General features: G+C 59.6%; 16 protein-coding genes and 2 tRNA genes. 13 read left to right on the top strand and 5 right to left on the bottom strand.

Going from position 1 to position 23,335, the window contains the following annotated elements:
- Positions 1–31 precede the first annotated feature (31 nt).
- From FDQ92_RS06175 to FDQ92_RS06165, 3 genes are all read left to right on the top strand, one after another.
- Complete coding sequence (locus FDQ92_RS06175) at positions 32–1,264, top strand: 3-deoxy-D-manno-octulosonic acid transferase (protein WP_170180222.1); 1,233 nt, start codon at positions 32–34, stop codon at positions 1,262–1,264.
- A 6-nt stretch (positions 1,265–1,270) separates the two neighbouring features.
- A complete protein-coding gene (larB, locus tag FDQ92_RS06170) occupies positions 1,271–2,029 on the top strand; it encodes a nickel pincer cofactor biosynthesis protein LarB (protein ID WP_137423772.1) in 759 nt (252 codons plus the stop codon).
- A gap of 86 nt (positions 2,030–2,115) precedes the next feature.
- Positions 2,116–2,541 carry a hypothetical protein gene (locus FDQ92_RS06165; protein ID WP_137423771.1) on the top strand — a complete coding sequence of 142 codons (426 nt, stop codon included), beginning with the start codon at positions 2,116–2,118 and terminating at the stop codon, positions 2,539–2,541.
- 166 nt (positions 2,542–2,707) lie between these two features.
- On the opposite strand, the gene FDQ92_RS06160 is transcribed toward FDQ92_RS06165, so the two are convergent.
- The 3 genes from FDQ92_RS06160 to FDQ92_RS06150 are packed head-to-tail and all read right to left on the bottom strand — an operon-like array spanning position 2,708 to position 7,096.
- Positions 2,708–5,767, bottom strand: coding sequence for an AAA family ATPase (locus FDQ92_RS06160; protein ID WP_137423770.1), 3,060 nt, complete (start codon positions 5,765–5,767; stop codon positions 2,708–2,710).
- A complete protein-coding gene (locus FDQ92_RS06155; RefSeq protein WP_137423769.1) occupies positions 5,767–6,918 on the bottom strand; it encodes an exonuclease SbcCD subunit D in 1,152 nt (383 codons plus the stop codon). Before FDQ92_RS06155 ends, FDQ92_RS06160 begins: the two co-directional genes overlap by 1 nt.
- Positions 6,919–6,946: 28 nt before the next feature.
- Complete coding sequence (locus tag FDQ92_RS06150) at positions 6,947–7,096, bottom strand: hypothetical protein (RefSeq protein WP_170180221.1); 150 nt, start codon at positions 7,094–7,096, stop codon at positions 6,947–6,949.
- Between the two features lie 1,041 nt (positions 7,097–8,137).
- Between FDQ92_RS06150 and FDQ92_RS06145 the strand changes: the two genes are divergently transcribed.
- Together FDQ92_RS06145 and gltA are read left to right on the top strand one after the other, a co-directional pair.
- Positions 8,138–8,974, top strand: a complete 837-nt coding sequence (locus FDQ92_RS06145) for a sulfide/dihydroorotate dehydrogenase-like FAD/NAD-binding protein (protein ID WP_137423767.1) — start codon at positions 8,138–8,140, stop codon at positions 8,972–8,974.
- 38 nt (positions 8,975–9,012) lie between these two features.
- On the top strand, positions 9,013–10,425 hold the full coding sequence (gene gltA / locus FDQ92_RS06140) for an NADPH-dependent glutamate synthase (RefSeq protein ID WP_137423766.1): 1,413 nt from the start codon (positions 9,013–9,015) through the stop codon (positions 10,423–10,425).
- A 1,089-nt stretch (positions 10,426–11,514) separates the two neighbouring features.
- Here gltA and FDQ92_RS06135 read toward each other — a convergent pair.
- Both FDQ92_RS06135 and FDQ92_RS06130 read right to left on the bottom strand, forming a co-directional pair.
- Positions 11,515–11,607: transfer RNA gene (locus FDQ92_RS06135), tRNA-Ser, on the bottom strand.
- Between the two features lie 12 nt (positions 11,608–11,619).
- A tRNA-Ser gene (locus tag FDQ92_RS06130) sits at positions 11,620–11,712 on the bottom strand.
- A gap of 177 nt (positions 11,713–11,889) precedes the next feature.
- Between FDQ92_RS06130 and lon the strand changes: the two genes are divergently transcribed.
- The 8 genes from lon (at position 11,890) to FDQ92_RS06090 (ending at position 23,123) form a co-directional block, all read left to right on the top strand.
- Positions 11,890–14,244, top strand: a complete 2,355-nt coding sequence (gene lon / locus FDQ92_RS06125) for an endopeptidase La (RefSeq protein WP_137423765.1) — start codon at positions 11,890–11,892, stop codon at positions 14,242–14,244.
- Entirely contained in the window at positions 14,244–15,425 is a 1,182-nt protein-coding gene (larC, locus tag FDQ92_RS06120; RefSeq protein WP_137423764.1) for a nickel pincer cofactor biosynthesis protein LarC, read from the top strand. Before lon ends, larC begins: the two co-directional genes overlap by 1 nt.
- A gap of 26 nt (positions 15,426–15,451) precedes the next feature.
- Positions 15,452–16,705, top strand: coding sequence for a CinA family nicotinamide mononucleotide deamidase-related protein (locus FDQ92_RS06115; protein ID WP_170180220.1), 1,254 nt, complete (start codon positions 15,452–15,454; stop codon positions 16,703–16,705).
- A complete protein-coding gene (thpR, locus tag FDQ92_RS06110) occupies positions 16,702–17,274 on the top strand; it encodes an RNA 2',3'-cyclic phosphodiesterase (RefSeq protein ID WP_137423762.1) in 573 nt (190 codons plus the stop codon). The genes FDQ92_RS06115 and thpR overlap by 4 nt, the downstream gene beginning before the upstream one ends.
- 35 nt (positions 17,275–17,309) lie before the next feature.
- Positions 17,310–18,362 (top strand): recombinase RecA, encoded by a 1,053-nt coding sequence (recA, locus tag FDQ92_RS06105; protein ID WP_137423761.1) that lies wholly within the window; start codon positions 17,310–17,312, stop codon positions 18,360–18,362.
- Complete coding sequence (alaS, locus tag FDQ92_RS06100; RefSeq protein ID WP_137423760.1) at positions 18,359–21,028, top strand: alanine--tRNA ligase; 2,670 nt, start codon at positions 18,359–18,361, stop codon at positions 21,026–21,028. The genes recA and alaS overlap by 4 nt, the downstream gene beginning before the upstream one ends.
- Positions 21,029–21,439: 411 nt before the next feature.
- Complete coding sequence (locus tag FDQ92_RS06095) at positions 21,440–21,625, top strand: hypothetical protein (protein WP_137423759.1); 186 nt, start codon at positions 21,440–21,442, stop codon at positions 21,623–21,625.
- A gap of 181 nt (positions 21,626–21,806) precedes the next feature.
- Positions 21,807–23,123, top strand: coding sequence for a sigma-70 family RNA polymerase sigma factor (locus FDQ92_RS06090; RefSeq protein WP_170180219.1), 1,317 nt, complete (start codon positions 21,807–21,809; stop codon positions 23,121–23,123).
- Positions 23,124–23,335: the final 212 nt, after the last annotated feature.

Below are 23,335 nucleotides of genomic sequence, written 5' to 3'. Positions count from 1 at the left end.
GATAAGATAGATGGCGGAAGGAGAGCAAGGTTTGAGTCGTACGGCATCGATGGACGGCCGATTCCGGCGGGGAAGATGGGGGCGCTATCTGGAACGGACTCCGGGGACCGGTTGCCCGAGAATCTGGTTTCACGCGGCTTCGGTGGGGGAAGTGACGGGGGCCATGGCGCCGCTCCTGGCCGTGAAAGAAAAGAACCCCGACGCCCGTCTGTTTCTTTCCGTGGGGACACCTCAGGGTTTTCGTTTCGCGGCGGCGGGCCTCGGCCGTGCGGCCACCGTGATTCCCGCTCCCCTCGATCTACCTTGGGTGGTGAAGCGGGCGCTGGACTGGGTCTCCCCCGATGTCTACGTGGTGTTCGAAAGTGAATTCTGGCCGATTCTTTTCGGGGTGCTTCGGCGCCGCAGCATACCGAGCCTTCTGTTGAACGGTCGGATTTCCCGCCGATCGGCCCGGAACTATCGATCATTGGGTGTCCTTTTCCGCCCGATCTTTCGACAACTGTCGGTCCTCGCCATGAAGACCGACGAAGACCGGGAACACGCTGTGGCGGCGGGAGCGCCCCCCGAACGGGTCCAGGTGTTGGGAAGCGCCAAGTACGATGCGTTGCTTTACAGGACTCGAGCGGCGGACCTGGAAAAATGGAGACGATTGCTGCGTATCCCCGACGGCTCTCCGGTTGTCGTGGGAGGCAGTCTGAGGGGTTCCGAGTGCCTGGTCCTGCTGGAGATCTTTGCAAGAATGCGCGCTCTTCGGCCGGACTTGGTGGGGGTGTTCGTTCCCCGTCACCTGGAAAACGTTCCTCGCATGGCCAAGTGGCTTTCCGATCGGAGGCAACGGTTTCATAAGCTTTCCGATCTGGAAGCCGCAGGGAGTCGCCGCGAAGCTCCGGTCGTCCTGGTGGACCGCATCGGGGTGCTCCTGAATCTCTATGCCTTCGGAGACCTCATCTTTTGCGGGGGGACGTTGGAGCCGGTGGGGGGGCACAACATCGTGGAACCCGCCGCCTGGGGAAAGCCCGTTTTCTACGGCCCTCACGTGGAAAAAGTTCAAACCGAACACCAGGTGCTGGCGGCCCACGGCGCGGGGATCCAGGTATCAGACGCCGGCGAACTTGAGGCACGATGGATGCATTTTCTGGATCATCCCGATGCGCTGCAGGCTAAGGGTGCAGGAGCCCGGGCGGCGGTCGGAAAACTGGCCGGGGTGGCGGAGGCTCAAGCGGCGCTGATCCTCGAGGTGCTGAAACGAAGGGCGGCAGGCTGAAGGCTTATGGAAAAACTGAAAATACTTCTTGAGTCTTATCGCGCGGGGGATCGGACTCTGGAAGACGTGCTGCGGTTCTTGAAGAAGCTCCCCTATGAAGATCTCTCCTTTGCACGGATCGATCACCACCGGCACCTGCGCCGCGGTTTTCCGGAAGTCGTCTTCGGAGAAGGCAAATCGGCCGAACAGATTGCTCGGATTCTGGAAGCCATGCTCCCGTGGGACGACCCGGTCCTGGTGACCCGCGTGGATCCACAAAAGGCTCGAAAGGTGATCGAATGGCATGCCGGGCTGACCTACGAGGCCTCGGCGAGGGCTCTTTTCTTCCAGCCGAAGCCCCGGCCCTTGGAAGACTCGAATGAATCGCCCCGGGGCATCGTCCAGGTGCTTTGTGCGGGATCTTCCGACATTCACGTCGCCGAAGAAGCGGCCCTCACCGCACAACTTATGGGATCCCAGGTGCAGAGGTTCTACGATGTGGGCGTGGCTGGACTTCACCGGCTCCTCCACCTGTGGGACGAATTGCAAAACGGGGCGGTTTACGTGGTAGTGGCCGGAATGGAAGGAGCGCTTCCCAGCGTAGTGGCCGGGCTTGTCGCTCGACCCGTGATCGCGGTGCCGACCAGTGTGGGCTATGGGGCGTCGTTCGGCGGTTTGTCGGCGCTTCTCGGCATGCTGAACAGTTGTGCCCCGGGGGTGGCCGTAGTAAATATTGACAATGGTTTTGGAGCGGGTTACCTGGCGGCCATGATAGCGGAAAGCTGAACAGCGGCCGGGCGCAGGCGAAAACCCTGAAGTCGACTGCGCTGCTTCGGCTGAAAATCGAAAAAAAAAGGACAAAGGGGAACCCTATGGCCAGGGAATATCGACCCAACATAAAGGAGATGTCGGTCATCTCCAAGCTGGATCAAGCCAAGGAAGCACAAAAAACTCGGGCCTTACAGCTGCTTCGGGAACACCTGGACGAACTGACTAACCGGATCGCCATCAAGCTGGTCGAAAAGAGATTGGTCGAAACAACCAGCAAAGACGAACTGGAAGCCCAGATCAACCGTTGCCTCGAAACGCTGCTTAACGCCGACGAGTTTGAAATCCAGTTTGCGGTGGCCAATGTGCGGGACGTGGTTCCCCGGCCCCATTTCGTGAGCCTCTATCTGACCGCCTTCATCCTGGAGAAGCTCATCGATCATCGCTGCATCGTGGATATCTACGGTACCGACCAGGAGATCTATGCCTGCGTGAACGATCAGGTATACCGGTGGATCCCCTTGCAGTAAGAGGTCGGGGACCGCTGCCGTCAAAGGCTGAGCCGGCGCCGCAGCCACCGATTTCCCCGCGTTTTCGTAACGGGTGCGTTTCACCGCTTCCAGTGCGGCCGTTCACGCCGGGTTTATTTCCATGCCTGAATCTTCCCCGGTGTTCCTTTTCCCATCGCCGAGACGGTCAAACGACGACCTTTGCATGACTCCCCTTGATGCCGGGCTGAACTTCGATCCGGACGTCGATTCGTTCTCTGAGCTCTGGTACATGGGAGATGAGGCCCACCATGCGCCCGCCCAGATGGAGGTCGAGAAGCGTCTGGAAGGCCAGGTCCAGAGATTCGGGATCGAGACTCCCGAAGCCTTCGTCCACGAAAATGGTTTCCAGTCGAACGCCTCCCGCATAGGCTTGAACCACGTCCGCAAGACCCAGGGCCAGGGCGAGGGATGCGAGGAAGCTTTCTCCGCCTGAGAGTGTGTTCACGGGGCGGTGCGTGCCCGTGTAAGCGTCGAAGATGAGTAGATCCAAACCGGCGGCCGTCCGTTGATCGGCTCGCTGCCGGGCCCGTACCAGGTCGAACCGGCCGCGGCTCATGACGCGGAGGCGTTGAGACGCCGCGGTGAGCACATCGTCCAGGAGGGCGGCCAGGACGAATCGATGAAAGGTGATGCCGTGAGGATTCCGGCCGGCGGCCACTTCGCTGATCCGGCCGATCACGCGGTAGCGCGCCTCCGCCGATTGGTATTCTTTTTGGGCGCCATGCAGTTCGTGAATCTGATGGTCCATCTGTTGGGCTCGGGCGTTGAGCATCCCGCGCAGCCCCATGGCTTCGTCGATCCTGGCGACGAGGCCCTCCAGGTTTCTTTCCAAAGGGACCAGATCTGGAGGGGCTTCTTTCGGGGCGGCTTTCCGCGCACGGTTTGCGCGATCCTGCGCCGCTTCCAATCGCCTGCTATGATCTTGAATCCTCTCGAAAAGTTGCTCTATAGCCTTTTCTTCGAGGTGTGCGGAAAGAAACGCTTCTTCATCGGGAAATCCCGACTGCTCAACGCGGCTTAAAAATGCCTTTCGGGCCGCCTCGAACCTTTCGCTGGCCGCCTTTTCCTCTTCCCGGGCGGCGGCCAGTCCTTCCTTACGGGCGGAAAGGGCACCGGAGGCGTCTTCTTTGGCTTTTTGCGCCGCTTCAAGCGCTGCTTCCAGGGAGCGCAGTTGACGTTCCGTGTTGCGGAGGGAGTCTTTCAATGCGTCGAGTCTGCGGTGGTGTTCGGGGATTCGAAGTTCGCGTTCCCGGATCATCCCTTCCTGCTCCTTGAACCGCCCGACCGCATCCAGAAATGCCTCGTGCCTCGTACTCAGTGTTTCTGTGAGTTCTCGTTCTTTGCGTTCGAGTTTTTCGGCGGCCTGGGAAAGGCGGGCCATGGATTCCCTGGCCCTTTGACTTTGCTGGAGTTCCCTTCGGGCGTCTTCGAGGAGCGCCTCGATTTGCGCGGGGCTTCTTTCGGATTCCCCTTCGAAAAAGGCGGCCACGGCGTCCCGCGCGGCCCGAAGTTCCCCCATGCGCTCGCGAAGGCGCTCCGTTTCGGTACGCGCGGTTTCACACTGAGCTTCCAAGCGCTTCAGGTCCTTTCTCGCGCGATCCAGGGCGGCCTGAGAAGGAAGCGTTTCATCCGTTCGGGCCGGGGCTGGATGCTCTGCGGATCCGCAGACCGGGCATGGTTTTCCGGGAACGAGCCCCGCCGCGAGAAAGGCCGCCTGCCCTTGGATCCAGCGCCGTTCCATCATTTCCAACGCCTCTCGAGCCTTCGAAAACCTGCGCTCCAGGTCGGATCGTTCGTTTTCGGCCCTTTCGAGGACCTTCAGCAGGGCGTCATGATCTTTTTGCAGGGATTCCAGGCGTCGCGACTGGAGGTGGCGTTCTTCGAACCGCTTAACGTTTACTTGCCGAAGTTCGAAGAGGGCGGCCGCTTTCTGGTGTTTTTCCACTTCGGAAGCATGTCTTCGAATGGCTTCGCGGTTGTCTTCCAGGTCCTTTTGGGCGGCCTCCCACATCTTTTGGCATTCCGCGGCATGGCGGCGGTAGCGCTCGAGGGTGTTCCGGGCATCTTCCAGCTGCGCCACCTCGTCGGCCATGCCCTGAAGTCTCGAAAAGGTTTCCCGAAGTTTTTGCCGTTCCTCTTCCCGGCTTCGTTCCCGCTTCCAGGATTCCTCGGCCTGAACCCATTGTGATTCGGCCGTTTCCAGGGCTTTGAGGGCTGCGGCTGCGCGCTTTTGGGCGTCCTCCCATTCCCGGCGCCGGCTTTCCTTGTTCTCGAAGACCGGGCGAAGCAGCGCCGCTTTCCGGGCCCGGGTCAGCTGGTTTTCCAGCTCATTGATCGCAGGTTGCTCAGACGTCAGTTTGGAAAGTGCGGCTTCCGCTTCGTGAAGTTCCTGGAAGGCTCGATGGGCTTGCCGAGCCTGTTCCAGCACCTGCCGGGCCTTGGATTCGTCTTCTCGGAGTCCCCGGATTCGGCCGTCGAGGTCGTTGATCTCCTTGGATAGGCCCCGGCGCTTCTCCAGGAGCGATTCAGCCGAGTCGGCTTCGGCCTGTTGCAGCAGCACGGTGATCTTGTCCGAGAGGCGCCGGACAGAGTCTTCGACCGTTCCGGCGGCGGCCTTGAGGGCTTCTTCGATGCGGCGGTATCGTTCCGTGCGGAAGAGGACTTCCAGAATATGCTGGCGTTCCCGGGAATCGGCCAGAAGGAACCGGCGGAACTGACCTTGGGGGAGCATCACCACCTGGCGGAACTGGTCGCTTCGAAAGCCGAGAAGGTTTTCCACGGCTTCGGTCACGCCGCGCCACTGGGACGCAACGGCGATCCCTTCCGATTCGGATGCCGCGCCCGAAAGGCGTCGCAGTTCAGCCGCAGCGCGACTCCGGGTGACCCCGGTTCCCCTGCTCCGAGGGCGGTCCTGTTCCGGGCGGCGGGTGACGCGGTAGCGTTCGCTTCCGAGTGCAAAGTCCAGGGACACCTCGGTGGGCGTCTCGAGACCTGCGTGGTCGCTTCGCATCCCGCGCCCGTCTCTTTCGCCGCCGGAAGTTTCACCGTAAAGGGCGAAGCAGATGGCGTCGAGTAAGGCAGTCTTTCCGGCCCCTGTGGGCCCGTGGATGAGAAAGAGGGGGCGGCCGTGGAGGGATGCAAAATCGAGGATCTGTTCTTCGGCGTAGGGGCCGAAGGCGCTCAGGCGCAAGCGAAGAGGCCGCATCAATGCGCCTCCCTTTCTTCCATCTCGATTTGTTCGACGACTTCTTGGAATGCGACCGCCTCTGCTTCGGAAAGCGGTTCACCGGTCACCTGCGAAAAAAAAGTGGCGAACAGGTCGGAATCGTTCAGGGTTCGGTGATCTTTTCCAGGCCCGGCCGGGTCCCCTTGCGGATTCAGATGCGGGCGCTCGATGTGCAGCAGGTTGGGGAAGACGTTCCGGAGCCGGCCCATGGCATCCAGGATGGGTTCCCGGTCGAGCAAGGTCACCTGGAGGTAGTCTTTTCGAAAAGAAAGGTTCGGGCCCGTGCGAAGGAATTCGTCGAAGGTTCCTTCCAGGCGTCTTACGTCGCGCGCCGGGATGAGCGGGATCCGTTCCACGCGGCAGGTGCCGCGGGCATCCATTTCCACGATGTTCACCGATTTGGGCTGGTCGGCCTCGGAGAAGGAATACTTGAGAAGGGAGCCGGCATACTGGAGAGGGGATTCTGGCCGGCCCTGGGGCCGGTGGAGGTGCCCCAGGGCCACGTAGTGGAAACCGGCGAACACGGAAGCGTCCACCGTGTCGATGCCGCCGACGGAAAGCGGTCGTTCCGACTCGCTGGATTCACTGCCTGCGATGAAGGTGTGAGCCACCGCCACCGATCGGCGGTGAGTCGGTGCCTTCGATCGAAAACGCTCCACCAGGCATTGCATGGCGGAGCCGTGGTCCTGGATGCCCGGTTCTCCGATGCGATCCCGGACGACGCCCGGCTCGGCGAAGGGAATGGGAAAAAAGTCCACCGGACCTTCGGAGTCTCCCAGGGTCAGCACGGGAACGGTTGCGTCCACGCGTCCCGTGACATGCAACCCTTGGCCGGCCAGGAGTCGGGAACCGAAGTGCAGGCGGTCCGGGCTGTCGTGATTTCCCGCTATGAGGATCACGGGAACCCGGACGTCGAGCACCAGGCGGGAGAGGACGTCGTCCAGGAGGCTCACCGCATCGGGAGGCGGCACGGCTCGATCGAAGATATCGCCTGAAACCAGAAGGGCATCCAAGCGGCTTTCCTTGGCCAGCTGTACCAGTTGATCCAGGACCACAGCCTGGTCTTCGGTGAGATGGGTTCCATGAAAAATACGGCCCAGATGCCAGTCCGCGGTATGGAGGAAACGCATAGAAAACCTCGCCTTCACCCGGATGGGTTCAGGACGGCCGTTGAACCAGGACGTCAAGATTCTTGATTTCAAAAAGAAACCGCGAAGGTCCGCCTGGATCCATGGCGTAGAACGACCCGCGGCCGGTGACCTTGGGAGACGACAGAAAAAGGTTCCGCTTGGCTCGCGTGGCCGCCACGTAGAATAGCCTGCGCCATGGGTCAAGTATCTTCCGCTTTCCGTTCTATAGGATGTCCACCGTGAAGCGCCGACGGCAAGGGCATGCCGTTCGACGTGGCTCCGGGTGAGCATCATGCAGAAGGTCGGCGCTGTCAAGTATCCTTGTACAGCGAATTGCGGCAGAGCGAAGGCCGTGGTGCGTTCTGGATCCACAGCGACCGTTGCGCTTGAAAAATCGAGCCTGAGTGGGTGCGCAGGGCGGCATCTTACGCCACCTTCCAGAGCAGGGTTCCGCCGGGGGGGGTACGGAGCATGAGCGCTAACTTAAAACAGCTCCACATAATTAAGTGACCACTATGCAGCAGTCTTCAGTGGGTGAACATAACCCATGATCTTTGCTTCAGACTCGGTAGTCCGGTTAAACGGGTGAGCGTTTCCTCTCGTTCCCAAGCTCTGGCTTGGGAACGCCCTCATGGGAACCGAAGCTGGAGCTTCTGCACATGTGTGTTCCCAAGCTGGAGCTTGGGAACAAGGTGGAATTTCCAGAGGATTTTAACATGTTACAAAAGAGTTTGATTCTGTGGACCTGTACTTAAAAGATAAAGGTCCGACATTCCGGCGAACCCCGGATCGGAGTCCGGGGCAGGCGCCTGAATCCAGTTAAACAATCATGGGATACGAATCCTGCCAATTTCGATTCTCTTTTACCCATTCTTCAGCCTTGCTGACGTCTCCAACTGGGCACGGGCCAAGCGAAATGCTTCCTTGACGATCTCGATAGCGCATGTTTGCTTCATCACCGGGTCTCATTTACGCTTTAGTTTCAAAAGCTCTGTATTCAAAAGAGAATTTCTGAACCCCTATTTACAGGGTTCTTGGCCTACCCCGGGAATCGTTGAGATACAACAAAGATCCAAATATCAAAAATCAGGCGACAATATCAATAGGAGTGTCAAGCCAAAGCTAGAATTGCTGCTTGTAGGCGATTCTTTTTGACAGACTTGATCGTGCTGTGCTAAATGATCGCGTCCTCACAATACTACATCGTGGAGGTTTCCAAATGTTCGAGATTCTAAAACGCCACGAAATGGCAGATGGTACAGTGGTCATGAACGAGATCAGCGCTCCCAAGATAGCAGCAAAGGCCAGACCTGGTCAGTTCGTGATCCTGAAGGCCAACGAGACTGGGGAGCGGATCCCCCTTACCATGGCGGACACTGACCCCAAGAAGGGCACGATCACCGTCATCTACCAGGTGGTTGGGAAGTCAACCGCGCTTTTCAGGGGCATGCAGGTAGGGGAAAAGTATCAGGATGTGATCGGCCCACTGGGACAGCCTACTCACTTGGAAAAGCTGGGCAAGGTGGCTTGCGTGGGAGGAGGCACCGGCATAGCCGTTCTCCATCCAATTACCAGGGCACTGAAGGAGATAGGCAACTACGTGTATGCCGTCATAGGGGCGCGCACCAAGGATCTTCTTATACTTGAAGACAAGATGAAGGCTGCCAGTCACGAGCTCGAGGTGTGCACGGATGACGGGACATACGGCCACCACGGGTTTGTCACCGACGTGCTCAGGGATCTCCTGGAAAGGGAGAACATCAAGCTGGTGGTGGGGATAGGCCCTGTACCCATGATGAAATTCTTATGCAAGCTCACCGCAGAGTACGGAGTCAAGACCTTGGTCAGCCTGAATCCCATAATGGTGGACGGGACAGGCATGTGCGGGTGCTGCCGGGTGACCGTTGGCGGCAAGACCAGGTTCGCCTGTGTGGATGGACCGGAGTTCGACGGTCATGCGGTGGATTTTGACGAGCTGGCCAAGAGGCTGGACGCTTACAAGGAAGAAGAAAGAATGGCTTATGAAAAGTTTATGAAGGAGCGCCAAGCCGGCTAAGGCCTGAGCTCTTGGATATAGACGGTACGGAGGAAGCGATGGACGAGAAGAGCGCCAAGAAGGAGAAGATCCCCAGGCAGCCCATGCCTGAACAAAAACCCGAGGTGAGAAAGAGAAACTTTGAAGAGGTACCCTTGGGATATGACGAAGAAACTGCGATCAGAGAGGCCCAAAGGTGTCTCCAGTGCAAGAGTCCTGCTTGTGTGCAAGGTTGCCCGGTCTCTGTGGATATTCCGGGGTTCATAAAGCTGATACGGGAGCGCGAGTTTACCAAGGCTATCAGGCATATTTGGGAGAGAAACAGCCTGCCGGCGGTGTGTGGGAGGGTGTGCCCTCAGGAGATTCAGTGCGAAGGCATGTGCATTTTGGGCAAGAAGGATCGACCTGTGGCCATCGGCAACTTGGAGCGGTTCGTGGCTGACCGGGAGCGGGAGCATGGAACAGGTGATCTTCCGCCGAAGCAGCATCCCACAGGGAAGCGGGTGGCGGTGGTGGGATCCGGTCCCTCTGGTCTGACAGTCGCCGGGGACCTGATTCTCAAAGGCCATGACGTGACCATATTCGAGGCCTTTCACAAGCCGGGCGGGGTGCTGGTTTACGGCATCCCGGAGTTCCGGCTGCCCAAGGAAATAGTCTACTCCGAGGTGAATTTTCTGGAAAGGCTTGGTGTGCGGTTGGAATGCAACGTGGTTGTAGGGCGCACCGTGAGCCTGGACGAGCTGTTTGAGGAGGGCTATGACGCGATCTATATCGGCGTGGGGGCGGGTCTACCTCGCTTCCTCAACATTCCAGGGGAAAACCTTATAGGCGTCTATTCTGCCAACGAATACCTCACCCGAGCCAACCTGATGAAGGCTTATCTGTTTCCGAAGTATGATACCCCGATTGTAAGAGGCCGGAATGTGGCTGTATTCGGCGCCGGGAACGTGGCCATGGATGCGGCGAGGACGGCGATGCGTCTGGGCGCGGAGCGGGTGAGAATAGTCTACCGGCGCTCGCGCGATGAGATGCCCGCCCGCGCGGCCGAGATCCACCATGCCGAAGAGGAAGGGATCGAGTTCCATCTGTTGACCGCGCCTAAACGCTTTATCGGCAACGAGAGCGGCAGGGTGACCGGGGTGGAATGTCTCCGGATGGAGCTGGGCAAACCGGATGAGTCGGGTAGGCGGCGGCCGGTGCCGGTTGAAGGGTCCGAATTCGAGCTGGATTGTGATCTCGCGGTCATCGCGGTGGGAGCTGCGGCAAACCCCCTGCTGACCCAGTCCACTGAAGGACTGGAGATCAATGAGCGCGGTTATATTGTAGCTGATCCCGAGACAGGCAAGACCACAAAGCGAGGTGTATGGGCCGGGGGAGATATAGTGACCGGCCAGGCTACAGTGATCCTGGCCATGGGTGCGGGGCGCAAGGCATCGGACTCCATTCACAAGTATCTGACATGGGGCTGGTGACAGGCGAGCCGGCCGCTTGTTACGGGGATCTGAACGCTGTTTCACGGTAGTAGCGCAGCTCTTTAGGCTCCGTCCAACATTGACTTTGGGTGCAGATCTTTTGCTTCTTGTTCCCAAGCTCCAGCTTGGGAACACAACTGTGCAGAAGCTCCAGTTTCGGTGAGCCCGTTCCCAAGCCAGAGCTTGGGAACGAGGGGAAAGACCACTTCGAGATCCTGGCGAGCTCCTTAGAAAGACAGCGCGTTTCAGCTGTAGCAGGAGGGAAGCTGGAGCTTCCCGGGCAGGGCGTTCCCAAGCTGGAGCTTGGGAACGAGAGGAAAATATTGTGAATTGTGGGTTCGACCACGAATATAAAAAGTTTGGTAGTGTAGAAAATAATAGACCTAATATTTGATGGGTGCAGATCTTTTCCTTCTTGTTCCCAAGCTCCAGCTTGGGAACACAACTGTGCAGAAGCTCCAGCTTCGGTACCCATGAGGACGTTCCCAAGCCAGAGATTGGGAACGAGGGGAGAGATCACTTCGAGATCCTGGCGAGCTCCCTAGAAAGACAGCGCGTTTCAGCTGTAGCAGGAGGGAAGCTGGAGCTTCCCGGGCAGGGCGTTCCCAAGCTGGAGCTTGGGAACGAGGGGGAACGGAGCTGATGCGCTTGCTGCTTCAAGGCCATCTGGATCTACCTCAGAGGGTCCACCCTGGATGTCGTTCTAAAAGATCCGCACCCATATTTGATGCCAAATTCTATTTCCCCTCCCCTTGTGGGAGGGGATTAAGGGGAGGGGGGAGAGGGGGACTTTTTGACCTTCGTTATCCTTTTTGCTTAAGGTCTCCACTTTAGAGCGCTACCAAAAGTTTATGACAGCTGGCATGCTCAACATACCTAAATCACTTTAGTAATTGGTTATTTTCATATAAAATCGGGGTGACTGATTTTTTGCAGCAAGGTAATGGATTCCGGCGAAAGCCGGAATCCGAAAGGTTTGCCCCTGATTATTGAGATGTTACGTATTTTGTTTGATTTTCAGCCGGAAACATTTCTTAGAGTTTGTCCTAAAATCCCGGGTCCTCAAGGGGCCGGGCTAGCTGATCGGAATGGCGGAGAGAGAGGGATTCGAACCCTCGGTGCGAGCTTCCCCGCACACTCGCTTAGCAGGCGAGCGCCTTCAGCCGACTCGGCCATCTCTCCAACACCTTTTTGTGGCGGAGGGAGTAGGATTCGAACCCACGGGCCCGCTGCTAACGGGCCAACGGTTTTCAAGACCGCCGCCTTAAACCACTCGGCCATCCCTCCGTCGACAGGCTATGAAACCGTGGATAGGGAACCTACCATCCGGGGTTTCGGGTGTCAAGGCGCTTAAACCGACAGTTTCGGTATGTGAGTTGACAAGGACCATCTGCGTTGATAAGGGACCGATGCAGGATCGTACGTTCCCGGAGTCTCTTTCTTTCACGGTGAGATCCAGCGGGTATGAAACAGGCCTTTCCATCGGAACTTCCCGTAATCGCGCTGCGCCATCCGGTCATTCTTCCGGCCATGATTCTCCCGATGTTTGTTGGAGAAGACCGCGAACGGCTCGCCATGGAAGCGGCACGGCTTTGCGGGGGTTATCTGCTCCTTACGGGATGTTGGGACGGAGCGGCCGAGCTCCACGGAAAGGACGCTTCGGCCGCGGGACCGCCGCCCTTCGGCTGCGTGGCGCTGCTTCTTCGGTCCACCGAACTGGAAGACGGTCGTTTGAAGGTACTGGTCCAAGGTATCGCCAAGGCGCGAATCCTCGAAATCACCAAGACCGAGCCTCACCGCAGGGCTCGCATCGAGCCGGTGGTCGAGGAAGAACCCCCGGTCGATCAAGAGTTGGTCCAGCTCATGGAGCAAGTCCGCCATGCCGCCCGAAGACTTTTTCTCATCCGAGGTATCAGTTCGGGGGATGCGGGAGCGATCCTCGAAGGCGTTCGGTCGCCCGGCAGATTAGCCGACCTCATCGCCATGAATCTCGATCCGGAAGGCGGCGTGTGCCGTGAGTTCACGGCCCCCGGTGATCCGGTTCGTCGGCTCCACCAGGTCCATGAACTCCTCCGTAGGGAACTGGATCGAATGGAAGTGAGGGTCGAAATCGAACTGGAAGCGGAAAACGCCCTGCGACGCCGCCACAAGGAGCGGTACCTCCGTGAACAGCTCCGGGCGATTCGAAGGGAATTGGGAGAGTGGAACGAAGAAGGGGATGCGGTCCTTCTGCGTGAAAAGATCGATGAGGCGGGCATGCCTGAAGCCGCCCGCCGGGAAGCAATCCGACAGCTCCAGCGCTTGGAACAGATGCCGCCGGATGCAGCGGAAAGCGCTGTGGTTCGCACCTACCTGGACTGGCTTACGGAAATGCCCTGGAACAAGGTCACGCCGGATCGGCTGGACTTGAAGGAGGCATCCAGGGTCTTGGACGAAGATCATTACGACATGGAGCGGGTCAAGGAACGGATTCTGGATTTCCTGGGAGTCTGCAAGTTGAAGCGTTCGGTGCGCGGGCCCATCCTCTGTCTTGTGGGGCCGCCCGGGGTGGGGAAAACATCGCTGGGCCGTTCCATTGCGCGGGCCATGGGTCGCCGGTTCGTTCGGATGTCGCTGGGCGGCATCCGCGACGAAGCGGAAATCCGAGGTCATCGGCGGACCTATCTCGGCGCGCTTCCAGGCCGGATCATTGAAGGCATCAGGAACGCGGGCACGCGGAACCCCGTATTCATGCTGGATGAAATCGACAAGGTGGGGCGGGACTTCCGGGGGGATCCGGCGGCGGCGCTTCTCGAGGTCTTGGACCCGGAGCAGAACCGGAATTTTTCAGACCATTATCTCAATGTGGCCTTCGACCTCTCCTCGGTGCTGTTCATCACCACGGCCAATGCCGCCGATTCCATACCGGCGGCGCTTCTGGACCGCTTGGAAGTGATTCATCTGACCGGGTACACGGAACGGGAAAAAATCGTCATTGCGGAAAAGTTTCTGTTGCCTCGGCAGTTGTCGGCACACGGTCTTTCTCGGGAGGTCCTGGCGGTGCATTCCCGTACCCTGGCCGAAATCGTCCGGCGTTATACCCAGGAATCGGGCGTGCGGCAGCTGGAGCGGGAGATCGCGTCGCTTTGCCGCAAGGTAGCCCGGCGAATGGCCGAGGGGGCTTCGCCGCCCTTTCGGGTCACGCGACGGGCGCTCAAGGGATACCTCGGCCCGCCACCGTTTGCCGAAAGCGAAGTCAGAAAAGACAACCCCCCCGGGGTGGCTTTGGGACTGGCTTGGACACCCCATGGCGGCGAAGTGCTCACCGTGGAAGCGTCGGTCATGCCGGGAAAGGGTGAGCTGATCCTCACCGGCCATATGGGGGAAGTGATGAAGGAATCGGCTCGGGCGGCGCTCAGCTATGTTCGATCTCGGTCCGAATCCTTGGCCATTCCCAGCGATTTTTATACGAATCAGGACGTTCACCTTCACGTACCGGCGGGAGCGATTCCCAAAGACGGTCCGTCGGCGGGGCTCGCCATGGCGGTGGCTCTGGTTTCCGCACTTTCCCAAAGGCCGGTTCGAGCGGGGGTGGCCATGACCGGTGAAATCTCGCTTCTGGGTGACGTTCTTCCGGTGGGGGGGCTCAAGGAAAAGGTGCTGGCGGCGCTTCGCCACCAAATCCGGGAAGTGATCGTTCCGGCCGGAAACGAAGCGGATGTGCGCGAACTGCCCGCTTATTTGAAACGGCGTTTGAAGGCGATTCCGGTACAGCATCTGGGTCAGGTGTTTGGGTCGGTTCTGGGGAGCACAATCAGCGGCGAGAGGGGCGACGTTTGATGAAGACGGTGCATTTCGACTGTTTTTCCGGGGTAAGCGGAGACATGGTGTTGGGGGGTCTCCTGGATGCCGGCGCGCCGGTAGATGGTCTGCTGGAAATACTCCACAAGATGCCGGTTTCAGGGTTTTCGGTGCAGGTCCGAAAGGAAAAGAGAGGGGCCATCGAGGGTACCCGGGTCCTTTTCCGGCTCAGCGGGCAGCCTCGCCGGACGTTCCGTGAGTTGGAGGCGATCATCCAGGGGAGCGAGTTGGTGCCGGGAGTCGCGGCGGCGAGCCTCAAGATCCTGAGAACGCTCGCGGAGGCGGAGGCCCGGGTCCACGGGGTGTCTGTCGAAGAGGTCCACTTCCACGAAATCGGTGCTCTGGATACCCTTCTGGATGCGGTGGGGACGGCGGCGGCCCTGCACCTCCTGGAGGTTTCGCGGGTGACGGCTTCGGCGATTCCTCTGGGATCAGGTTGGGTGAAAACAGAGCACGGGACCCTGCCGATTCCGGCTCCCGCCACCGCCGTGCTCCTGGAAGGTGTTCCCGTCTTTCAGGGAACCGAACGGCGCGAAGTGACCACTCCGACAGGTGCGGCCATTGTGCGCGCGTTGTGCGAAGCGTTCGGCCCGATACCGTCCATGACTCTCGAGCGCGTGGGTTACGGGATCGGAAGCCACCCGCAGGAGGACCCGCCCAACCTGCTGAGGGTTTTCCTCGGCCGCGCATCGGAAGTCCTGATTCAGCGGCGGCTTCTTGTGCTGGAAACCCAGATCGACGATATGAACCCGGAATTCTACGATCACCTTCTGTCGAGACTCTTCGCGGAAGGAGCCATCGATGCGACGTTCACCCCGGTGCACATGAAGAAAAACCGGCCTGGAATCCTGGTGAGTGTGTTGGCCGAACCGGCCTCGGGGCGACGCCTGATGGAGGTCCTTTTCCTGGAATCCTCGACCCTCGGGGTCCGAGCCTTCGAGGTGGAACGCTATGAGTTGCCGAGGGCGGAAGTGTTCGTGACCACCCCCTACGGGAAGTGCCGGGTGAAGGAGGTGGTGCTTCCGGACGGTTCACGGCGACGGATTCCTGAATATGAAGACTGCCGGCAGGCTGCGGAACGCCACAAGGTTCCCCTTCGGGAAGTCTACGAGACGGTTCTTTTTACTGTTCGGACGCCATTGCCGATCCATGAGGCATGAGGGTTCGCTGGATCATGGAGGGTTTCGTGGAACCCAAAATCGTCTGCGGGTCACTCCTTTCCATCGGTAACGAGTTGCTGCTGGGCGACATTCTGGATACCAACGCCCATCATATCGCCCGTGAGCTTCGGGTTCACGGTTTTCGACTCCGGCGGGTAGTGACCGTGGAAGATGAAGAGGATGAAATCGCGCGCTACCTGCTGGACCTGCTGGACCGGTCGGATTTTGTGATCATCACGGGGGGACTGGGCCCCACGGATGATGATCGGACGCGCCAGGCGGTGGCCGGAGCGCTGGGGCGGCCGCTCACGGGCAATCGCGAGCATCTGGAGCGGCTGCATCGAAGGGTTGAACGAAAAGGCATCCCGTGGTCCGAGCACACGGGGCGGCTCGCCTGTTTCCCCGAAGGAGCGGTCCACATGGCGCCGGAACTTCCCATGGCGGGGTTTTTCCTCGAGCACCGGGGTGTGCCTTGCTATTTCCTTCCGGGCGTGCCCCATGAAATGGAAACGCTTCTCGCCCGCAAGGTGATTCCGGACCTGGATCGCCGATTCCCGGGCCGGCCGATTTACGTTAAGCGGGTCCTCCGGGTCCAGGAGCTGGTCGAATCGGAAATCAATCGGAGGCTGGCATCTCTGGAACCGCCATCTCCGGGGATCGAAATCGGTTACCTGCCGCAGATCGGGGAGAACTGGGTGACCATCCTGGTTCGGGGAACGGACCTGGATGACGTGACGTCCCGGCTGACCGAGATCGAAGAACGGGTCGTGGCTCTTTTGGGCCCGCAGTACGTGAGCGGAAGCGAAGACGAGCCGATGGAACTCACGGTGGGAAGGCTGCTGTCGGGGAGGCGATGGAAGCTTGCAGCCGCGGAGTCGTGTACGGGCGGGTTGCTGGCCCGGCGTGTCACGGCGGTTCCGGGCGCTTCGGACTACTTCGAGCGAGGCTTTGTGACTTACAGCAACGAAGCCAAGGTTGAACTCCTGGGTGTGTTCCGGTCGCTGCTTGACGAGCACGGTGCGGTGAGTGCGGCGACGGCCGAAGCCATGGCTCGGGGGGCGCGTGAATCGGCCGGGGTGGACGTGGCGGTTTCCATCACGGGGATCGCAGGCCCGACGGGCGGGTCGGCCGAAAAGCCGGTGGGGACGGTGTTCATGGCCTGCTCGACGGTGCGTGAGACCGTGGTTCGGAAGCATTTGTTCTGGGGAGGGCGCACCCAGATTCAGGAAAGAGCCGCCCATGCGGCCCTTGTCCTCTTGTGGAGGGTTCTTTTGGGATGATTCGAACGTTCGTTGCCGTGGACCTCCCTCCAGGTGTTCAGGAACAATTGGCCGGCTTCATGGAAAAGCTTAAGGGCTCGAAAGCCCAGGTCACATGGGTGAAGGCCGATCGCATCCACCTCACCCTGAAGTTTCTGGGAAACGTTTCGGAAGATCTGATTCCCGCCGTTTCGCAGGCCCTGGACCGCGCCGGGGAGGCCATGGAGCCGTTTACCGTGACGGCGGGGGGATGCGGGGCGTTTCCGTCCATCAAGAACATGCGTGTGGTGTGGGTGGGGATTGAAAGCGGTTTCGAACGGTTGCAGTGGCTGCAACGACAGGTCGAGGACGTCTTGAGCGGCCTCGGTTTTGAAACGGAAGCTCGACCGTTCAAGGCGCACCTGACGTTGGGCCGGGTCAAAGGAAGGACCCGGTTGGAGCGCCTCCAGGAAGCCCTGGTCGCCCAGAAAGGGTTTCGTACGGAAGCTTTTGACGTGTCGGAAATCGTGTTGTATAAAAGCGACTTAAGGCCCGAAGGACCCCGATATACCCCACTTCACCGAAGCCCGTTGCAAGGTCGGCCCACCTGACGGCCCATCACAGGTATCGAGAAGAGGAGCTATCCATGGCTACGGCAGACGATCGCCAAAAGGCCATCGACATCGCCATGAGTCAGATCGAACGGCAGTGCGGCAAAGGCGCCATCATGCGCCTGGGAGAAGCAGCCCATCACGTTGAGATTCCGGTGATTTCCACAGGCTGCCTGTCCCTGGATCTCGCGCTGGGAATCGGGGGGGTGCCCCGAGGCCGTATGGTCGAGATCTTCGGCCCGGAATCTTCCGGAAAGACGACCCTCGCGCTGCACATCATCGCTGAGGCTCAGAAGAAGGGAGGGCTTGCGGCCTTCATCGATGCGGAACATGCCCTTGATGTCCATTATGCGCGAAAGCTCGGCGTCAAGGTGGACGAGCTGCTCATCAGCCAGCCCGACTACGGGGAACAGGCGCTGGAAATTGCGGAGATTCTGGTGCGAAGCAACGCCATCGACGTGATCGTGATCGATTCGGTGGCGGCTTTGGTCCCCAAGGCGGAAATCGAGGGCGAAATGGGCGATGCCCATGTGGGCCTCCAGGCGCGCCTCATGAGCCAGGCACTGCGGAAGCTGACGTCGGCTATCAGCAAGTCGCACACCTGCGTGATTTTCATCAACCAGATCCGTATGAAGATCGGCGTCATGTACGGTTCCCCGGAAACCACCACCGGCGGCAACGCGCTCAAGTTCTACGCCACCATGCGGCTCGATATCCGCCGAGTGGGGGCGATCAAGGAAGGCCAGGACGTGGTGGGAAACCGGACCCGGGTCAAGGTGGTCAAAAACAAGATCGCTCCGCCGTTCAAGGAAGTGGAATTCGACGTGGTTTACGGGCGAGGCATTTCCAGAGAAGGCGACTTACTGGATCTGGCCGTTTCGTCCAACGTGATCGAACGGTCCGGAACCTGGTATTCGTACAACGGCGAACGCCTGGGCCAGGGCCGGGAAAACGCCAAGAACTTCATGCGGGAAAACCCGGATCTGGTCGCCGAGATCGAGCAAAAGGTGCGGGAAATTCATTCATCTGTGATCGCCGCTGCGGAGCTGGGAAAATCCGGTGCTGAACGGCAAGGAGACGGTCCATGAAGGCCAGTGAGATCCGGTCGAAATTCTTGAGCTTTTTCGAAACCAAGGGCCACACCGTGGTGAAGAGTTCCTCGCTCATCCCCCACGACGACCCGACGCTCCTTTTTACCAACGCAGGGATGAACCAGTTCAAGCGTTGTTTTCTCGGTGAAGAAAAACGGGCTTACGTGCGTGCGGCCAGCAGTCAGAAATGCATGCGGGCCGGCGGAAAGCACAACGACCTGGAAAACGTGGGGTATACGGCCCGGCATCACACGTTTTTCGAGATGCTCGGAAACTTTTCGTTCGGCGATTATTTCAAGGAGGAGGCGGTGGCCTTTGCCTGGGAATTTCTGGTGGGCCGCATGGGGCTTCCCCAGGACAAGCTCTTCGCCACCATTCATGAAGGCGACGCCGCCATGGGGCTCGGTCCGGACGAAGAGGCCCGGCGGTGCTGGCTGCGCCATTTGCCCGACGAGCGCATCCTCACGTTTCCCACAAAGGACAACTTCTGGGCCATGGGGGATACGGGCCCCTGCGGGCCCTGTTCCGAAATCCTGATAGATCAGGGAGAAGCCATGGGCTGCGGTCGTCCCGACTGCCGCCCGGGATGCGATTGTGACCGCTACCTGGAACTGTGGAACCTGGTGTTCATGGAGTTCAACCGGCGGGAAGACGGTGCGCTGGAGCCCCTTCCCAAACCCAGCATCGATACGGGCATGGGGTTGGAACGGCTCGCCGCGGTGATCCAAAAGGTTCCTTCCAATTATGACACGGACCTCTTCACGCCCATGATGGCGGCCATCGGGGAGATGAGCGGCCATGCCTACGGAGAAGACCCCGAAAAGGACGTTTCCTTCAGGGTCATCGCGGACCACGGCCGGGCGGCGGCGTTCCTCATAGGCGACGGCGTGTTACCGTCCAACGAAGGGCGCGGTTACGTGCTCCGGCGGGTCATTCGGCGCGCGCTCCGGCACGGCCGCTTTCTGGGGCTGGACCGGCCGTTTCTCCATCAGGTGGCGGTGGCCGTCATGCACGCCATGCAGGACGCCTACCCGGAACTTATGGAGAGCAGAAACTACATCACCCGGGTGATCCTCCACGAGGAGGAACGCTTCAGTGAGACGCTGGACCATGGACTGAAGCTGCTTCAAAACGAAATGGCGCGCCTGCAGGACGAAGGCGCACGGGTGGTTCCTGGAGAACTCATCTTCAAGCTCTACGACACCTACGGCTTTCCCATAGATATCGTGACCGATATGGCCAGAAAACTCCATTTCCAGGTGGACGAAGAAGGCTTTGCGGAGCGGATGCAGAAACAGCGCGAACAGTCCCGCAAGCATTGGAAGGGAAGCGGAGAACGGGAACTTTCGGAAGCCTACCGCAAGCTTTCGGCCGACGAGGTTCGATCGGCGTTTTTGGGCTACGATCAGCTGGAAGCCGAATCCCGGGTCGCGGCGCTGGTGGTGGAAGGCCGATTGGTGGAAGAGGCGGGCGTCGGCGCCGACGTGGAAGTGGTCACGACCGAAACCCCCTTTTACGGCGAAGCGGGCGGCCAGGTGGGAGACCGGGGAAGAATCCTGGCCGCCGCGGGAACCCTGGAAGTGCGCGATACCCTGCGACTACCGGGGGACCTCATCGTTCACGTGGCGCGTGTGGTGGAAGGAAGCCTGCGTGTCGGCGAAACGGTTCGGCTCCAAGTGGACGCTGAGCGGCGGAAAGACACGGCGCTCAACCATACGGCTACTCACATCCTTCACCGTGTGCTCCGCGATGTGCTCGGAGATCATGTCAAGCAGTCGGGATCCCTGGTGGCGCCGGACCGACTCCGCTTCGACTTCACTCACTTTGCATCCCTCACGGCTGCAGAACTCGCCGCCATCGAAGAACGGGTGAACGATGAAATCCGAAACAACGATTCGCTTCGCGTCCAGGTCATGGATCTGGAAGAAGCGTTGAAGAGCGGAGCGGTCGCGCTCTTCGAAGAGAAGTACGGGGACAGGGTACGGCTCGTAGAAATCCCCGGTTTCAGCCGCGAACTGTGCGGAGGGACACACACGCAGCGAACGGGGGATATCGGCCTTTTCGTGATTGTTCAAGAAACGAGCGTCGCTGCCGGGGTGCGCCGAATCGAGGCCCTTACCGGGCGCCACGCTTACCGGCACGTGAAAAGGCAGCTGGAGCAGCTGGAAGAGGCGTCCCGCCGGCTGAAAGTGCATCCCCTGGAAGTGGTGGACCGGATCGAGAGACTTTTCGCGCAGCAGAGACAGTTGGAGAGGGAACTGGAAAGTCTTAAGGCGTCCCAGGCGGCCAGGCGGTCTGCGGACCTTCTGGACCTGGCGGCGGAGATCGGCGGCGTTCGGGTGCTGGTGACCCAGGTGGAAGCCGACAATCCCAAGGCGCTTCGGGAAATGAACGATCGGTTCAAGGAGCGTATGGGAACCGGCGTGGTGGTTTTGGGGGCGGTCCATGACGGCAAGGTGTTCCTGCTGGCGGGAGTTACCGATGATTTGACCAAGCGCCTGCACGCGGGCCACTTGATTCGGGAAATCGCGGCGGTGGTCGGCGGAAACGGCGGCGGCCGTCCGGACATGGCTCAGGCCGGCGGAAGCCGACCTGAGAAGCTCACCGAAGCATTCGACGTGGCACGCCGGATCATCCAGGAACGCCTGGAAGGGAGAGGCTGAAAGGCCGCAGGCGGAATCCGGTCCCGCAGGAGGGCCGCCATCCGGGGAAGGGGCGCCGATGCCGCGGTCGCGCCTTGCGGAGCGCCCGCTCCGTTACAGGCGGTCGACTCGGATTTCGGCCAGCTGCGCCTCCAAGTCGTCGTCCCAGGTGGAGCGAAGATCTTCCAGCCGGTAGTCGATGCTGCAGGACCTGCAGCGCCATATCACCTGCCTTCAGCTCTTTACCCATAACAGCTCTTTTCCGCATCGCGGGCACTTCATCGGGTTCCTCTCGACAGTTGAAGATCGGATGCCATTCAATGATCAAGCAACCCTATATGCGGTTCGGCCCGGATTGACAATAGGTTGAGGTCTTAACGACTCATCAAAAAGACGGTGGTGGCGTTGAACTAAGTGGACGGGGAACAGGATTTGGAAGACGTCGAAGCCTTTCTGGAGCTTTCCGGATTGGAACTGCCGTGTGTGGGAGTTTCGGCGCGCACCGGCCGGAACCTGCACCAGCTGCTGGAAACACTTTATCGCGAATCGGGCGTTATCCGCGCCGACACCAAGGCGCCGGGAAAAGAACCGGACCGAGCTGGGTGCGGGATCGGTTGACCAAGGTGGGAATCATTCTTATGATTTAATGGGTTCGTTGCGATGGGGCTGTTCAGGTATGACCATTAGAAAGAAAAGAGAAACACGAGTCAAGAAAGGAGGGGTCGAGTCGAGAGCACTGAAAGCCCGTGGGACAGACCAGCCGAAGGCAGGTAACCCTTGGATTTCCCACGAAAGGGGGATGATGATGAAACAATACGATCATGATCCGTATCCTCCCTTCCGATTTATGGTGAAAAAGGGGGAGGAGGCGGACGATGCCTTTGAAGGCCTCCTTGAGAAGGGATTCCCGGGGTCGAGCATGGCGGAAGACGAGCCCCCTCTGAAGGATATCGTTTGCATGGAAGACAAGCGTGAGCCGATTGCTGAAGCGGAAAACGAAACGGAATGTGACGACTCCGAGAACGAAGAGATGCCGGATGCCAATGCGGAGCGCGAAGACGACTTCGACGAAGACCACATATCCTGTTACCTGAGAGAAGTATCTTCCTATCCGCTCCTCACTCCCGAGCGTGAAGTCGAACTGGCCAGGACGATCCGAGAGGGGCAAGACGAACTGGTGCGGTTGGTGGCCGAGCACGCGGTCGAAGACCCGGTGATCAAAGACCTTCATGAAAAGGTCGAGAAGCTTTTGGCTCATGAAAAGAGCTTTCCAGGGGTCCGCGACAAAGTGCTGAAGGTCATCACGCGCACTCTGGAAAAGGCCAGCCGTGACAACCCGGGCCAATCCATGTACAGGGAGCTTTACCGGCGGTGTCAGGAGATCATGCAGACCATCGATACGGCGAAGCACCAGATGGTCAAGGCCAACCTCCGGTTGGTGCTGAGCATCGCCAAGCGGTATCGGGGTCGTGGTATGAGCTTCGACGATCTTATCCAGGAAGGCAACCTGGGGCTCTTGAAGGCGGTCGGGCGCTACGACCACACCAAGGGAAACCGGTTCAGCACCTACGCCACCTGGTGGGTGCGCCAGAGCATCATCCGGGGCATCTATGACAAAACGCGGACCATCCGGTTGCCCGTCCACTTTATCGAGCTCAAGAACCTTTTCTTCAAGGTGTTTCACGAGTTGGTGAAAGAATTGGGGCGGGAACCGACGCCGGCCGAGATCGCGGAGCGCGCGGACATTCCTCCGGACAAGGTTCAGATGGTTCTGAGCTTGGTCAGCCAGCCGGTGTCGCTGGAGACGCCCATCGGCGAAGATGACCAGCGGCTGGCGGATTTTATCGAAGACGAGAACGTGGAGTCGCCGGTGGAAGGCTGTGAAGCGAGGGAGTTGGGCGAAATCACCCGCGACCTGCTGGCCGGTCTGCAGCCTCGTGAGGAGAAGATCCTTCGCCTCCGTTTCGGCTTGGACGGACAACCCGGGGAAACACTCGAAAAGATCGGCAAGAACTTCAAGGTGTCCAAGGAACGGATACGGCAGATCGAGAAGAAGGCTTTGAGGAAACTCAGGCATCCGAGCCGCCAGGAGATGCTGAAAGCCTACCTGGAATAGGCTTCGCCTTCCGGAAGAGTTCGTGGATCAGGCGACGATTGACAGGGGCGCTCGAATCCTGTAGAGCGGTTCACGCTTGAAAGGTTCGAGCGCCCTTGTGCGATTCAGGCGTAACAACACGTCGGTTGCCGGGAGCCGCCGAGAGGTTTGGAAGATCAGGCGACAAAGGGGCCGCCCCGCGGGGGCTTGACGGGAGCTGACTGGGTGGCCTG

Origin of the sequence: Desulfoglaeba alkanexedens ALDC, assembly GCF_005377625.1 — a bacterium.
Lineage (GTDB): Bacteria > Desulfobacterota > Syntrophobacteria > Syntrophobacterales > DSM-9756 > Desulfoglaeba > Desulfoglaeba alkanexedens.
The sequence above is the reverse complement of the archived record's forward strand: the minus strand, read 5'-3'. Positions and strand labels throughout refer to the sequence as shown.

Excerpts from the sequence above, each read along its gene's own strand:
- larB (WP_137423772.1), top strand. The coding sequence starts at position 1,271 with ATGGAAAAACTGAAAATACTTCTTGAGTCTTATCGCGCGGGGGATCGG.
- FDQ92_RS06165 (WP_137423771.1), top strand. The coding sequence starts at position 2,116 with ATGGCCAGGGAATATCGACCCAACATAAAGGAGATGTCGGTCATCTCC.
- FDQ92_RS06160 (WP_137423770.1), bottom strand. The coding sequence starts at position 5,767 with ATGCGGCCTCTTCGCTTGCGCCTGAGCGCCTTCGGCCCCTACGCCGAA.
- FDQ92_RS06155 (WP_137423769.1), bottom strand. The coding sequence starts at position 6,918 with ATGCGTTTCCTCCATACCGCGGACTGGCATCTGGGCCGTATTTTTCAT.
- FDQ92_RS06145 (WP_137423767.1), top strand. The coding sequence starts at position 8,138 with ATGTTCGAGATTCTAAAACGCCACGAAATGGCAGATGGTACAGTGGTC.
- gltA (WP_137423766.1), top strand. The coding sequence starts at position 9,013 with ATGGACGAGAAGAGCGCCAAGAAGGAGAAGATCCCCAGGCAGCCCATG.
- lon (WP_137423765.1), top strand. The coding sequence starts at position 11,890 with ATGAAACAGGCCTTTCCATCGGAACTTCCCGTAATCGCGCTGCGCCAT.
- larC (WP_137423764.1), top strand. The coding sequence starts at position 14,244 with ATGAAGACGGTGCATTTCGACTGTTTTTCCGGGGTAAGCGGAGACATG.
- thpR (WP_137423762.1), top strand. The coding sequence starts at position 16,702 with ATGATTCGAACGTTCGTTGCCGTGGACCTCCCTCCAGGTGTTCAGGAA.
- recA (WP_137423761.1), top strand. The coding sequence starts at position 17,310 with ATGGCTACGGCAGACGATCGCCAAAAGGCCATCGACATCGCCATGAGT.
- alaS (WP_137423760.1), top strand. The coding sequence starts at position 18,359 with ATGAAGGCCAGTGAGATCCGGTCGAAATTCTTGAGCTTTTTCGAAACC.
- FDQ92_RS06090 (WP_170180219.1), top strand. The coding sequence starts at position 21,807 with ATGATGATGAAACAATACGATCATGATCCGTATCCTCCCTTCCGATTT.